The 14251-nt window shown below is 44.3% G+C and carries 10 protein-coding genes and 1 CRISPR repeat array (1 of these 11 cut by a window edge); all 10 genes read right to left on the reverse strand.

Going from position 1 to position 14251, the window contains the following annotated elements:
- Window positions 1-2446: direct repeats of the CRISPR family, unit length 28 nt; unit sequence TTTCTAAGCCGCGTATTCGGCGGTGAAC (it extends 103 nt beyond the left edge of the window).
- 158 nt (window positions 2447-2604) lie between these two features.
- Entirely contained in the window at window positions 2605-3327 is a 723-nt protein-coding gene (locus tag L5M37_RS03630) for a DUF6602 domain-containing protein (RefSeq protein ID WP_259581223.1), read from the reverse strand.
- 1 nt (window position 3328) lies between these two features.
- Window positions 3329-4465, reverse strand: a complete 1137-nt coding sequence (gene cmr6 / locus L5M37_RS03635; RefSeq protein WP_259581221.1) for a type III-B CRISPR module RAMP protein Cmr6 — start codon at window positions 4463-4465, stop codon at window positions 3329-3331.
- On the reverse strand, window positions 4465-4890 hold the full coding sequence (gene cmr5, locus L5M37_RS03640; protein ID WP_259581219.1) for a type III-B CRISPR module-associated protein Cmr5: 426 nt from the start codon (window positions 4888-4890) through the stop codon (window positions 4465-4467). The genes cmr6 and cmr5 overlap by 1 nt, the downstream gene beginning before the upstream one ends.
- 3 nt (window positions 4891-4893) lie before the next feature.
- Window positions 4894-5757 (reverse strand): type III-B CRISPR module RAMP protein Cmr4, encoded by an 864-nt coding sequence (gene cmr4, locus L5M37_RS03645; RefSeq protein ID WP_006087136.1) that lies wholly within the window; start codon window positions 5755-5757, stop codon window positions 4894-4896.
- Window positions 5758-5781: 24 nt separating this feature from the next.
- Window positions 5782-6921: a type III-B CRISPR module-associated protein Cmr3 gene (locus L5M37_RS03650; protein ID WP_259581216.1), complete on the reverse strand. Its 1140-nt coding sequence runs from the start codon at window positions 6919-6921 to the stop codon at window positions 5782-5784.
- 2 nt (window positions 6922-6923) lie between these two features.
- Window positions 6924-8765 carry a type III-B CRISPR-associated protein Cas10/Cmr2 gene (gene cas10, locus L5M37_RS03655; RefSeq protein WP_263199433.1) on the reverse strand — a complete coding sequence of 614 codons (1842 nt, stop codon included), beginning with the start codon at window positions 8763-8765 and terminating at the stop codon, window positions 6924-6926.
- Window positions 8765-9967, reverse strand: coding sequence for a type III-B CRISPR module RAMP protein Cmr1 (cmr1, locus tag L5M37_RS03660; protein WP_259581212.1), 1203 nt, complete (start codon window positions 9965-9967; stop codon window positions 8765-8767). The genes cas10 and cmr1 overlap by 1 nt, the downstream gene beginning before the upstream one ends.
- A 21-nt stretch (window positions 9968-9988) precedes the next feature.
- A complete protein-coding gene (gene cas6f, locus L5M37_RS03665; protein ID WP_259581211.1) occupies window positions 9989-10546 on the reverse strand; it encodes a type I-F CRISPR-associated endoribonuclease Cas6/Csy4 in 558 nt (185 codons plus the stop codon).
- 870 nt (window positions 10547-11416) lie between these two features.
- Window positions 11417-11791: a hypothetical protein gene (locus L5M37_RS03670; protein ID WP_259581210.1), complete on the reverse strand. Its 375-nt coding sequence runs from the start codon at window positions 11789-11791 to the stop codon at window positions 11417-11419.
- Window positions 11792-12645: 854 nt separating this feature from the next.
- Window positions 12646-14016 (reverse strand): Fic family protein, encoded by a 1371-nt coding sequence (locus L5M37_RS03675; RefSeq protein WP_259581208.1) that lies wholly within the window; start codon window positions 14014-14016, stop codon window positions 12646-12648.
- Window positions 14017-14251: the final 235 nt, after the last annotated feature.

Here is a 14251-nt window from a genome sequence, read left to right on the forward strand (position 1 = left end):
AAGATGTGTGCTCTGTGTTTCTAAGCCGCGTATTCGGCGGTGAACTATATATTTACCTTTAAGTAGTTTTTTATCTATTTCTAAGCCGCGTATTCGGCGGTGAACTTACAGTCAAAAACCTCTGCCCTCTGCCAGTGTTTCTAAGCCGCGTATTCGGCGGTGAACAAACAAATGCACGCTGGCGAATCGCGCGGTATTTTCTAAGCCGCGTATTCGGCGGTGAACGAACCAATAGGGAACCACAATAGATTGGACTTTTTCTAAGCCGCGTATTCGGCGGTGAACGATGTTAAGAACGCACTGGGTATTGCTCGAAATTTCTAAGCCGCGTATTCGGCGGTGAACAATCAGTTAAACAGAAATAGGTTTATTTATCGTTTCTAAGCCGCGTATTCGGCGGTGAACTCAATCAATTACAGTTTATCGGGCGGGTTTTATTTTCTAAGCCGCGTATTCGGCGGTGAAGTACTCAGGTGGAAAATGCTGTGACAACTGGTTTTTATAAGCCGCGTATTCGGCGGTGAACCTTCTGCCGTGAGGGCATAAATCATGGCAACATTTCTAAGCCGCGTATTCAGCGGAGCACCAATACTACTTCTATGAGCCAGCATACTTTATTTTCTAAGCCACGTATTCGGTGGTGAACATTTCAAATGATCAGATTAATAAATGCTAACTTTTCTAAGCCGCGTATTCGGCGGTGAACATTGACGGAACGGTTAAACAGATTAAACATATTTTCTAAGCCGCATATTCGGCGGTGAACGTACTTTAGAACAATCTACTGGTGAATTAACTTTTCTAAGCCGCGTATTCGGCGGTGAACCGATTGCCATCATTTAAGCCAATTTGGGTATTTTTCTAAGCCGCGTATTCGGCGGTGAACGAAGGGTTCCAGTTCTTAGCGCAAGCATTAACTTTCTAAGCCGCGTATTCGGCGGTGAACTTAAGCAGATGAATGCCGATCCGGTTGAGTTCTTTTTAAGCCGCGTATTAGGCGGTAAACCTATATGCTGTGTTTAAACTATTCCACAGTTTTTTCTAAGCCACTTATTCGGCGATGAACGAGCAAGCGTCACTTTCCGATTCAATACATGTTTTCTAAGCCGCGTATTCGGCGGTGAACGATCCTGTGATTGCTAACTGCATCATCGACCATTTCTAAGCCGCGTATTCGGCGGTGAACAAGTATCCTAATGATGACTTCAACCCATTCATTTTCTAAGCCGCGTATTCGGCGGTTAACATTTACAGCAAGAAAGCCGATCGCATCGACTGTTTCTAAGCCGCGTATTCGGCGGTGAACCCGCATTGGCATCTATTGCTATTTTTCAAACCTTTCTAAGCCGCGTATTCGGCGGTGAACATAGTTTCAATGTTGCACTAAAGAATGATGATTTTCTAAGCCGCGTATTCGGCGGTGAACGGTGAGCCGATAATGATTGACTTACACCATGATTTCTAAGCCGCGTATTCGGCGGTGAACTGAAAACAGAATTACCTGAAGAACTATTGCGTTTTCTAAGCCGCGTATTCGGCGGTGAACTTCACCACTGAATCTGTGGGCAACCCCGTTATTTTCTAAGCCGCGTATTCGGCGGTGAACCCAACTATGACGTCACAATCAACGGTGAAAGCTTTCTAAGCCGCGTATTCGGCGGTGAACACACAGCGCAGTCATTCAAAGGAACTAGAATATTTCTAAGCCGCGTATTCGGCGGTGAACTATTACCAGCACATTGCAAGGTCTCGCGCAACTTTCTAAGCCGCGTATTCGGCGGTGAACCGCATCGTGTCATACTTCACGAGTTAGATAACTTTCTAAGCCGCGTATTCGGCGGTGAACTATCAGAACTTCGAAGATTACTCAGTTCTTATTTTCTAAGCCGCGTATTCGGCGGTGAACCTATCATCATGACTTCATTGTTTAGACTTTATTTTCTAAGCCGCGTATTCGGCGGTGAACGATGTTACAGGCTACACAAATGATGACTTAACTTTCTAAGCCGCGTATTCGGCGGTGAACCGCTAAGGATTCAGCGTGAAGCATCGCTAAAATTTCTAAGCCGCGTATTCGGCGGTGAACCGCAGGACATAGTGCACGCCATTTTAGACACATTTCTAAGCCGCGTATTCGGCGGTGAACGCTCAGGATTTCTAGGCGCTAAGTCTGGATCATTTCTAAGCCGCGTATTCGGCGGTGAACCAACGACTATCGGGACAGCATTCAGCAATTTTTTTCTAAGCCGCGTATTCGGCGGTGAACAGGCAATTATCGTCACAGCTTTGACATCGATTTTTCTAAGCCGCGTATTCGGCGGTGAACGGCACACGCCCCACGGGAGGTGATCCGTAAGTTTTCTAAGCCGCGTATTCGGCGGTGAACGCTGAAATTCGCGGTGTGGTCGGTAGCTTAGATTTCTAAGCCGCGTATTCGGCGGTGAACTATGGCAAAACACCATTAAGGATTTGATTATTAAAGAACAATTAAGATTTTTAGCAAAAATACCTTTATTTTTATACCTAAGCGCTAAGCCGCGGTTTATCAGCGTTTGACGGTGGGGCGAAAAAAAAGGTATTTTTACGGTACTACACACTTCATCGCTATTCGAGCCATTTACCATAAGCATGGATATCGATCATGGGCACAGTGCCGCATTTTTGTAGCTGCGATAACAACTCAAACAAAAATGCCGTAGTCGCTTTTTTATGCTGCATGACTTGCATCCGCTGATGGTCATTATCGTAATAAAAAAAGCAGTCATCGGCGGCACAGCCAATGTTGAGCATCCCCTTATCCGCTTGGTCATTCTCAAGATGGCCCATTAGCGTATCTGATATTTTAAACTCATTTTCAAGCGTTAATAATCCACCAATAATCCCGATAAGTTCTCTGGGTGGATGAACGCCCCCAGCATGGGGAATAGGCAAGCTAGTACGATGTAACTCCCTCACGCTTGCTACTTTTTTACGAGCAGCATCGATATGTTGTTTATTTAATGTCTGTTTTACTTCAAAAACTGCGTAAACACTTTCAGCTGGGATGATCAACTGCTCAGCATAGTGAAAAATAAACGGTGAATACTGACGGTCATAAATCACCACATCAATTTGTTCGCTAAATTGGTTTTGACTATCAACCACAAAAGCACGACTTGCACGATAGCGTTCCGGTAAATATTGGTTAAACAAATCCACCCATACATTTTCGGCACCATCCCCCTTTACTACTGAATGCTTAAAGGATTTTCTGACTGTGGTTAATTTGTGCTGAACGTCTGCATGTAAATTTTCAAGTAATTCTGAAAGTTGCCAGTCTGGAGCCATGTTATTTACCCTTTAATTGCTGTAGACGTGTTTTCCGGATCAAATGATTGGGATTTTTCTTATTACTTGGTTCATAACCAACTTGCTTGAGGCACTCTGCTAATAACGTTCTATCTTGTGCAGTCCAACTTTCTATTGCTGTATCAATCCAATTTTCAACTTTAAGTTGATATGCTGCATTATCACGGTGCTTAAGATAATCCGCCCTTAAATCCGCAATAATTTGAACAGGTGGTTTGGCTTGCTCGGCCTTTGCTGCGGCTTCCAATTGCTGTTCAATTCTACGTTGAGCTTCAGCTTGCCTTTGCTCACGCACTTCTGGCGATAACCGTTTTTCATATTCATCCAAAAGCCTTTGCATTAACTCTTGATCAACCTTCATATAACCATAACCCGCAGCGGTCTTGGCACCTATGCCGTTGTCAGTTAAGGCTTTTCCTACTATGGTTTGGCAAAGTTCGATGGCTGTGGGCTCACCTTCAAGCACAAATAAGAAACTGCCCTGTACCGCTAACAGATGATTAGGGATCGGGCTGTCCTTATCTGACGGTTTATCTTGCTTGCCGTTGTAATAGGCTTGATGGTGTGTGGTGACCACATCCAGTACAAATGGCTTATGCTCTTTTACCTTAGGTTCAGGAACCCACCACGCATCGTGGAAAGTGACTAAGCCTGAGACACGATGAAGCTGTTCACTATCAGCGGTGCCAAACAGTTGTTCAAGTTCATCGCTATGCCCTGCCAAATGCTGATTTGCCCAAGCGCGAGCAATCCCTTTTACACTCGAACCCGGAATATACGGCATGCCGTAATTACGATTTAGGCTACAACCGGTTTCTAATGCCCCTTGACCAGTTAGGCCAATAAGCAAACGGTTTTCTAGCATCATTGCCGATTGCGTAAAACGACTAGCATCACTCGTTAGGTCAAACCAACGGTTAAAGGCATTTTTGTACTCTTGCGAAGCGGGTAGTTTAACGATTTTTTCTAAATGCCCTGTCTTCTTATTATCTAATTTACCGTCACTATTTTTTTCTTTATTAGCGTCAAGCATGCCTTTTTGCAGTAAAAGACTTGGATTGACGCTATCCGTCTGGCAAAAAGCGGATTGTATTATATTGCGCACTAAGGCTGTCATTACTTGGCCTCCGCAGGATTATGATGTTCATCATTAACTTCGCCTGTGGCATCAATCTTTAACACGCCTTGCACATAACGGCGCAACCAGCCTGCAATTTCCAGTGCCTCACGGGTCATGCGCATGATTTGATGCAGATCCGATTGGATAATTTCGCCATGTAACGCTTCACCATTGGCGATATTGGCAAGCTTTGCGTCCACCTGTTTAAACACTTGGGTAAGATCCTCAAGCAATGCTTGGTGATGGTCCTCATTTTTAGCCAATAAAAAACCGGTGGTTTGCGCTAAGCCATTTTGCAAAATCATGGCGGGTAATTTATGTGCGAGCGTGGCGTATTTTTTATTATCTTCAATTCTCTTTTCTTTACGGGAATTGATCTGCTTAAAGGTGGCGGTGGCAACGATTTGACTACGTGGTTGCATGCTTTACTCCCCTTTGGCCGACTGAGCAATAAACTGCACTAAGCCATTGCCTGTACCCATGTTGCCACCCATTTGCAGCACAGGTTTGTTATTGATAATGTCGTTAAACCTAGGTCGTTTATCGCCATTTTTATCGTTCAAACGGGGTTCATCTACCGAGAACACGCCCCATAAGACGCTTTCAGCGGGTAAGCTTTCTTCGGTCCATAATGCCCCATTATCAACGACGCCAGTCTCTTGATTAATTCGAATACGGGTGCGAATTTCGGTGGCGGTTTCGGCCAAAAAGGAGAAAACCGTATCAGGTAATACGATGATGCGCTTGCTCATGTCGCTATAGTCCGGGCTGTCTTTTACATAAAGCGTTTGAGCAATATTTTCAGCCCATTGTTGGGTGTACTCACACTCTTGGGCTTTGAGATCCAAATCTTCTAGCACCATCAAGTTATCTTGATGATTAGGATTGCCTTTAGGGTATAAAGCTTGATCATTGGCAGGTGTTGGAACCTTTACATCCAGCTTTTGATCTTTTTTGTAGCGCTGCAAAATAAATGGGCATGTCGCATAGGCCAAAATACCGTAAACGGTTCGCACGGGCAGCAGTAACAAATGGGCATCGGTTATCGACAACGCACCCGCAAAACTGGGCTCACCGTCTTGTTTGTCATAACCAAATAATGACTGACTTAAATCTGATTCTTTCAGGCTAATATGCGCTTTTAACACGCCGCGCACAGTTGAGCCGGGGACGATCGGCAAATAAGAAGCTCGCTCGCGGGCAATAGGTTGATCGACAATGCCAACAGATTGGCCTGAGCCACAATGCAAAATGGTTTGACTGAATAAGTGATAAACATGAAACGACATAACATAGTCCTTTAAAAAATAGCGTTAAATAGTAAATTGATAGGCAGCAGGCAGCGCCAAACCAAAGCCGTTAAGGTTGCTTTGTGGGTCATCGCAAAAATGCGCTAACCAGAGCGAACGAATATCTTCATCCGTAGCATCGCCTTCAATTTCAAACCAATACGTGGCTCCCGCGGGGATCATCTTTTGCGCCGCACGTGGTGTGTTATTCACTAAATCCCAACCTGATTGCGGGATCCAACGCTCTAATGCGGTTGCGCGTAACTTGACGGTTAGGTTTTGACAGCATGGTGGTGTACCGACCAAATCATCATTCAACCAGGTTGGTAACCAACCATTGCTAAATAACGCTGGCGTTAAAAAGGTCAGCGTAAACCCTTTGGATTCGATGATGGATGGCACCAGATCACTGGGTAAGGAGGGCCATAAAGTGCAAGCCTCCACTGCTGCTAAACGCCGCTCACCGCCCAGATTAAGCAATGGCAAGGTTATGTCGCCGTCAATACCAGCCAAAATGCTTATGTAAGCTTCAGGAAAAGTTTGATGATCAGCACGTTGCTGCCACATGCTTAGCCCTGTGGTTTGAAAAAGCTTGCCCGATTCCACATTGCGACTGTGATTATTAATAGCAATATGCGTGCGAATATCCGGCTCAGCGGGCGTCCAACCATTTGTTGTGACCTGTTTAAAACTCAGCGCATCACCCTTTCGCCATGCCGCTAAGTCGTTAAACGACCACCAGTTAGGGCCGGGAGCTGGCTTGCCACCATGTACATTTTCAGCAAACAAGGGCAGCAAGCCATTGGGTAGATCGCAGCCTTCACCTTCAGAAAACGCCATAGGTTTAGAACGCACTAAATGCGAGAGTTGAGTCTGTTCGTCATAAAAATACTGCACATCGGCAGGCTTAGGCACCAAGATATGTTCTTCGCTTGGGGCGTCGTCATTGATAGGACGTTTAACCGCGAGCGGACCTTTGACGGCAAGCTCTAACAGCTCGTTATTCAACGTTTTTCCTGTGCTGCGGGCATGGATATTACGCAACGCCCCAGCAACCGTTGATGGTGGTGGAAAACGTGCCGCTTGTGCATCAGAGATTTCTTCAAACGGCCTGCCTGAACGAATAACCAAAGGGTCTTTAGGTTGAATAAGGTAATACTGCATGATTATTCAGCGCCTCCAATATCTGCGGTGGTTTTAGCACTCAGCCAGCGCGCTAAGATAAGTAGATTAGCGAGTTCGTCTAGTGAGTAACGTGATGCTTGTTTGCGAAGCTGTGATTTGATCTTCTCCAGAGCAGCCTTCTTTGACTCTTTAATCTGTTCAGGTGTCTTCCCTGATTCTTCAACACTTACGTTAAAATCCGCTCGTGTTAACATGCGCTCAAGCTCACTTGCTCGAATGCCTGCTAACTCTTCTTGCCCTGCAGTCCACTTCAAATGGACTGCCATTTCTCGTACCTCTTGCATGATGCGAGTTGGCATCCAACCCTGTGCAAAAGCGTGAGTGAAATCGGTCAGCGCTTTTAATGTCTCATCATCATCCCAGCGACAACGCCAGGTGATCTCATGACCAGAGCGAATGCCTAAATGTATGGCAAGCGCATTGCGGGGCTTTTGTTCTTTATTACCTTTAGCGAATTTTTCTGCAGCAATCGCGCGATGGCGAAGTTGACGCATAGGCTGGACAAAATGCCCAATGGCTAAGCCCACGGATAAGGTTGGATAAAGCGCTTCACTCAGTTTCAACTCGGCTGCAATAACCTTCATCTTTTCTTTAAAATCATCGGCTAACTGTTTAGCACACGTCATTGCTTGAGCTAATGGCACAAAGGCTAATACATCATCACCACCCGCATAAATGGCATGCCCGCCGTGATCTTGTAGCGTTTTACGCACACTGGTCGCAAATTCATGCAGTGCTTTAGAAATCGCTTTTGAATCATCATGAGTCTTGGCTTGAGCCAATAATTCCCCCATACGATCGCCATCGGCTTTGAGCAAAACGCCGTAAGGTACTGGGGAGGATTTAATTGCTGCGAGCTGTTTTTGTAGCTCGTTTTTTGGCTCTGGATCAATATCGGCTTGTGTCAATCGGCTTAAAAAGAGGTATTCACCATCAAAGGGAAAGTCTGCATATATGCCATCATTGCCTTTAACTTGCGTAACATGCCCTGAGTCCAAAAGCGGCTTATACGCAACTTTTAGTCCAGCTCGCTGTTCGTCACTTAAACTATTAAGCCAACCATGCGCCACAATACGACTAAAGGGCGTAAACTGCTCCAAATTACCCGCTCGGCGTTTTACCACGCCTAAAGCATCTAACTCTTCTTCATTTGTCAGGCCCAAAAACCGTCTTTTCTGCTGTAATTCTTGATCGCTAATGTGCAGTTTTTTTGCAGCATCCCGCGCGGTGAGTTTGTTGGTGACCGTATTATTAGCACCATCCAGCGTGGATTTGTGTAACGCTGCCATGCAGTCTTTCATAGGCTCAAAATTACGTGACAACTTGCGGGCATGTAATAACTGACCAAGACGTGTTGAGGTAGCCTTATATTCGTGATTATCGAGTGAGACCCAGGCCGAAAAGATTTCTAGCACATCATTTTGCTGTTGTTGCCAACGCGCGCGGTCAATCCCTGCATTTTGCAGCTCATTTTTCGTTAATACTTCAGCAAAAATACCGACTAATCGATCAAATGCAGCGCCCTTGGCTTTTTCTAACTTATTCTGGAGTTCCTCTTTGCTATTTGCAGAAATCACTGCTCGAATAACGTTAGCAATATTGGCTTTCGGCTCATCAGATGATGATTGAGGCAGCAGTTCTACCTCTGGGTAATCTGGGTTAGGAAATATCAAACAGCCATTTTGTGTTTGATGCAGCTTAAGCGCTACTGCACGCGCTACTTCCGACAATAACCATGAACCACACCAAAGATCTTGCGCTCGCCTTCCGGCTTCTATCAAACTTTGAACAGGGCCAATACTGATGGCCACTAAATAATCCATTATGAGTTTCCTTCTTTAAAATATTCGAGGAAGGCGGAAAGTGGATCGTTGGCTCTTAACTGGCCGTCTTTACCAATCATCGGTCTAATGATTTCTGCCAGCCTAGTTCTTTCGTTTTCACTGGTAGGCCAATGGTTTGGCGTGCCATTCTTCGGGGCAGGGCTTAATTCTAATGGTTCATTCAGAGCAGTTTGCCAATTGGGTAGCAATAAAGCGGCAGCTTGCCATTGATCCCCATTTTTGTAAGGCCGAATAATCAATGGACTTGCCATACGCTGCGCGTCTTTTGGCAAGAGGGTCATAGTGTTAGGTTCGGTTCGACTTCGATCATTGAAATCAAAAATGATTGGCATGCCAAAAGCGGCTCTCGGGAATACATTTCCAGCTTTATGCTCAGGTTCGTGATTAGCTTTATGCTTATTGGACATTCGACGAAGTTGATCTGGCTCAGGCCAGCGACTGCGTCCTGGGCGATTTCCTTGTCCTTCATTCCGACCAAGTTCCCTGCCTTGCCGAAATTTATAAAGTAACTCTGTCGCTTTTTTCCATATGTCCTCAGCAGAGTCTGAAGATTGTTCTGTCAACGCTATTTTCCCACCAATAGTCTCAACCTCAGTTGCATCAATGGTTTTAATCGCGTCAACAACCACAGCACCAAAACCACGCCGAGTTCTTGCGCCAACGCCACCAAACGATGCCCACCAACGTAAGGACTCTTTGACTTGCTTTATCTGATCAGAGGTAATGTCGTCTTTGTAGCGAATCTCAAGGACAAAGTTATAACCACTAGGTAAACAATAAGCTTCATCCGCAGCACCAAGCGCATATTTAACACCCGAACCAGCCAGCTTTTTCGAGCTAACCAAATTGCTCATAATGACATTTTTAGATATCACTCGAATTTGAACTTGGCTCGCTATAGCAGCTTTATCGCCAATCCCACCCCAAATGGCTTCTTCTTTTTCTCGCATAACTTTAGGGTCTTTCGGCCCACAAGCAATACGCCACCAAAAGCGTAACTGCCCACGAATAGCACTGGCGCGAATGGGCATGTCTTTATCGACTTTCCCCGCCTCGACTCCACCACCGAACATAGGCGTGACTAAGGTACATTGATAAGTTATCCACTCGTTTTCTGAAGGCTCTTTTTTTAGTTCATCACGCAAGCCATCAAGCAACTCACCCTTTATTTGTCTTCGCATATTACGAACTCTTCCCTAAATCTAAAACCAAGGCACTGTCGCCGTATTGCTTAAACCATATTTTGAAAAGGCGTTATCGGCTTGCCGTGGAGGACTGAGCGATTGCTTGATAAAGAGTCGAAATAATTGATGAGTCGATTGGCTTTTGATTTGCACAAAAGGAAAATCGAGTTGTTTTGATAAATCTTCGGGGATTTGAAGGCAAGATTCTTCGTAACTGATTGAGCGTCGTTTCATGGCTCGACGACGTAAACTATCAAGGTTGCTTTGCGCATGCACCCGCGAGACTAAGCAATGCTGACTGGTGTTTGGAACAACTAAAATGTCAGAAACCTGCGCATAGTCACTTAGCCCTTTTCGCCAGTGCAATTGTTCAAGTAGCTCTAACGCCGCACGACTGGCATGGATCCTTAAGTGTTGGCCTAGGCATTTGCTAGACAATGCAGGGAAACTAATGGCGATATTCCCTTGGGAAACCTCAACCAAGGCTCGGTGCAATTTGCTAAACAACGCATTCATCAGTATGGGGGCCGAAAACTCGGGATCCTCCATGAGTTTAATATCCAAATAATGATCCATAACACTCCCTAGTTTTTAGACTTAACATCTTTTAGAGCAACATATTCATTTAAGTTATGTTTCCACCCATCAGCTTCAGTTCGTCCTTCTAATGCATAAACAAAACTCTCTAATATATTATCTTTAGAAGGAAAAACCTTGCTTTAAATAGCTAATGCTATGTAGTGATTTAGTAAATTACTATCTCACGCTTTCACCCACGCCTCGAAAATCAGGCAGGCTTCCGCACATGGCTGTCGCTACCACAATGCGAATTTAATCTGTTTAACACTGATCTTGTAAGCGCAATAATCAAAGCATTCCATCGCAGTAAGTACTGCGTTCATCTTGGCTATAGATCCGGCTAAACTTTAATAAAAACAAGAAGATTATACGTTTGCACAGGGAGTGATTAGTGATAAGTATCAAGAAGTTGTGATTTAACACATATTGATAGTTCATCCCTGATGCAAGTATTTGTCATCGCTGTGCTGTGATGCGGTATTTATTGAATGTGCACTTTGAGCTCGTCCTTGTTAGATAAGCAATATAACATCCAATTTACAATATGAATACCTGTAACTTTAGTGATTAATATTACATTTCAGATAGTTAATAGACTGCTAAATTAGACTTCAATTTCAAATTAGGTAGGGTTTGTGATACTAGGCGCTGTAAACGATAACAAAGCAGAGTCGTTAACCACGAACTTTAGATAAACAGGCAGTGGAAACAACCAAGGTAGCCAAGGTTATTCCCATTGCAATGAAAAGTGGAACCGGCATATTTACGGAGATAACGGGCCGAACCTTTGATAAAATCCTGTCAACGGGTTAGCAGTCTTGGTGGACAACCGGCTAACCCGCCAGCCCTCGTAAGAGGGCGTTCCTTCTAATTCATCCTATCCAGCAGTGCCATTTCGGCTTTTCTTAGCCAGAAGATGTAAGACTTTTTGCTGTCAAATCCCATTAAGGCCCACTGCTCTTTGCAGAGGTAATGGGCGCGGATGGCGCGTTTGCAGTTTATGGATAACTGCTCAACGAGGTGGTCAAAGTGGGCGACATGGGCAGGCACGTTCAGTTCGTGCTTTAAGTTGCCGCCGCCCAAGGCTTCGCCTAAACGGTCGCAGGCGCTGCGGTTTGAAAACCCCTTACCCAACTCTTGGTGCACCCAATAACGGCCCCAGCGATAAAGCCCTAACCGCAACGCCTTAATGTTCATCATCTGCTCGGGATCATTGTGCAAGCCCCCCAGATAAAAACTCATAGTTTTCAGTTGGAGTGACAGTGACGAATACGAACCCCATCGGCGGATCACCACCTTCTAAGTTGGTAGTACCAATTACTACATCATTAATTCGAATTTCGTAGATCACTCAAACCTCTTATCTAATCCATGGTATTTGTAACTATTTGATTTTAATTTTTTATTGGTGAGCAAATGTGAAAACGCGGACGAAGGTAGGATTAAAATTTTCCAAAATCCTCATAATTTGAATATGCCTGTCCAGTTTTTAGGCATAGCAAGGAATTGCAACATTTGAGTTATATGCATGAAAATTTCTAGGCCAGAGAGTCTGCTTTAGATTGAGCCACAGACAACTTGTTAACTTACCTTGGGGCATAACTTTGCCAGCATTCTCACTCAGTATGAATAGCCAGATTTAAATTCGACAGATTCCGGTTCCAAGAATATACTACTAAAGCTTGTTATGAGAAACGCGGCTTCGGCTCCACTCGTAGACAGATGAATTCAAATAGCCCTGTTCTCTTCCGCGCATAGCGTATTGACCGCAGTTAGCGCGTAAGAGAGCCACTTAATGTGGCTCTTATCGTTTATAGAAACGCGATATTCGAGGGTGAATGAGCGTGATAGATTCGCCCTTTCAGTACCCACCATAAGAAAATTTGGAACTGTTTCATCTTAAGGAAGATCATCAGTATCTTACTGACTCTAGGATTGGGGCTAAAGCGCATATAAGATTGTGAGCTACTACCACGAAGAAATCTAAGATTAACGCAACGCATACTCCAACGAGGGTCGCCAGACATTTTCATAAAGTTGTATGTTCCGTTAAATCTCATCAGTCTGTCTTCACGTGACAACGCAGCTGATGATGTTCATCCTAAAAAATATTCTGTCGCTTTACCTATTTTTTCACGTCCGAGTATTCCTGCAGTAACCATGTCATCAAGTCTTTGCTTAACCGTGTTATAACTAAGCCCCAGTAGTTTTTCGACCTCTCTGGCTGTAATTGTCGGTTTTTTTCGATAACGAGGCTCACCAGCAACAAAACCAATAATTTTTTTCTCAATATCTTCTAAATCAGAATACTGCTCGGCCAATTCAGTCATTCGATATGCGGCACGCTCATATGCAGAAACGAATTCAGTAATGGCACGATTGATAATACTTAACTGATATCGAATAAAATAGGTTAAATCTAAGTTGTCCTGCTCACAATCCAGATAGCTCTGACCGTATTTGATGGGCGATTTTTGCAACAGTGCTGAAATCGCAATATAGCGGAAACCCGTATAGCCACACTTAAACAGATACCAATAAAACAAAGCTCTTGCTATCCGTCCATTACCATCACGGAACGGATGAACATAGCCAATGACAAAATGAAGAGTAATGGCCCGTATAACGGGATGAATCTGATCGTCAGTCGAGTTTAGCCAATTCACGACGCGGGATAATAAGCACTCAATAGCATCATGCTTTGGTGGCTGATGAACGACCTCACCATCAGCGTTCATAACCGCAATATCATCAGTGGTTCTTAACATCCCAGAGGTGTAGTTTTTCTGCTCTAAGTACTGCGTACCCATTCTATGTAAGGTTTTTATCAAATCAACACTGAATGGCTCATCCTTGAGGTCCCACGCTGCATTCATTAAGTCAGCATTCCCAACAATCATCCGCTCACCATCAGTACAAGGCCTACGCTTCTTTCGGAGCATTTCTTTCGCAATCAGCGTCGTTGTTGCAGCGCCCTCTAGCTGACTACTCGATATAGCTTCATCATCAATCAAATTATTTTTAAAGTGCTCAAAATGTACGCTTTCTCCGATTTGCTCAAGCACTCCGAGCATCGCACTATGCGTGGTGTAGCGGTCAATCTGTGACAAAACCCGACTAAACTCATGCAAGTGATTAAATCGGCAATATGTCATGAAGTCAGAAGATTGCGATAGCGCTCGGTTTACGGACTCCGGCAGGTGTAGTGGTAACGGTTTATTTTCTAACGGGGTGAGATTGATTAGCGAACTGTCTCTATGTAGCCGAACTAACCACCAACAGAAATTAACATTTAGGCTAGGCTTAACGCTGCGTCTAAATTCATCAAAGGAATGATACTCGATATGAAGTGAACTGATGTAATCCATGTATTTATTAGGATCATCACCATGATTACGGATCTCAAATATAACATCACTGATAGTGCTAAACGGACACTCAGGCGGTGATAGATACTGACCTGACATAAATTTTATCTCAAAAAATCCAGTTATTGAGACAAGATTAATCAAATTGATAGAATTGAACGAGCTTTTTGTTACATAGAACTTCATTCATGGCTTTACAGTAATTAACGTACAGAGGCTTCATTGAATGCATTGCGTTAGGGCAAACGTGTAAATCTCTCTAATCACTTTATCTCGGGCAGACAATTCTACCCGGTCGCACAGTGTGGTGTGAGCATGTCTGGCCGCGTGTTCC

The sequence above is a fragment of the Shewanella sp. SM69 genome (assembly GCF_025653985.1).
Classification (GTDB): domain Bacteria; phylum Pseudomonadota; class Gammaproteobacteria; order Enterobacterales; family Shewanellaceae; genus Shewanella; species Shewanella oncorhynchi.

What these genes read in the sequence shown, in the direction of transcription:
- cas10 (WP_263199433.1), bottom strand. Translation starts at nt 8,765, where the DNA reads ATGGATTATTTAGTGGCCATCAGTATTGGCCCTGTTCAAAGTTTGATA.
- L5M37_RS03630 (WP_259581223.1), bottom strand. Translation starts at nt 3,327, where the DNA reads ATGGCTCCAGACTGGCAACTTTCAGAATTACTTGAAAATTTACATGCA.
- L5M37_RS03675 (WP_259581208.1), bottom strand. Translation starts at nt 14,016, where the DNA reads ATGTCAGGTCAGTATCTATCACCGCCTGAGTGTCCGTTTAGCACTATC.
- cmr1 (WP_259581212.1), bottom strand. Translation starts at nt 9,967, where the DNA reads ATGCGAAGACAAATAAAGGGTGAGTTGCTTGATGGCTTGCGTGATGAA.
- cmr6 (WP_259581221.1), bottom strand. Translation starts at nt 4,465, where the DNA reads ATGACAGCCTTAGTGCGCAATATAATACAATCCGCTTTTTGCCAGACG.
- cmr5 (WP_259581219.1), bottom strand. Translation starts at nt 4,890, where the DNA reads ATGCAACCACGTAGTCAAATCGTTGCCACCGCCACCTTTAAGCAGATC.
- L5M37_RS03650 (WP_259581216.1), bottom strand. Translation starts at nt 6,921, where the DNA reads ATGCAGTATTACCTTATTCAACCTAAAGACCCTTTGGTTATTCGTTCA.
- L5M37_RS03670 (WP_259581210.1), bottom strand. Translation starts at nt 11,791, where the DNA reads ATGAGTTTTTATCTGGGGGGCTTGCACAATGATCCCGAGCAGATGATG.
- cas6f (WP_259581211.1), bottom strand. Translation starts at nt 10,546, where the DNA reads ATGGATCATTATTTGGATATTAAACTCATGGAGGATCCCGAGTTTTCG.
- cmr4 (WP_006087136.1), bottom strand. Translation starts at nt 5,757, where the DNA reads ATGTCGTTTCATGTTTATCACTTATTCAGTCAAACCATTTTGCATTGT.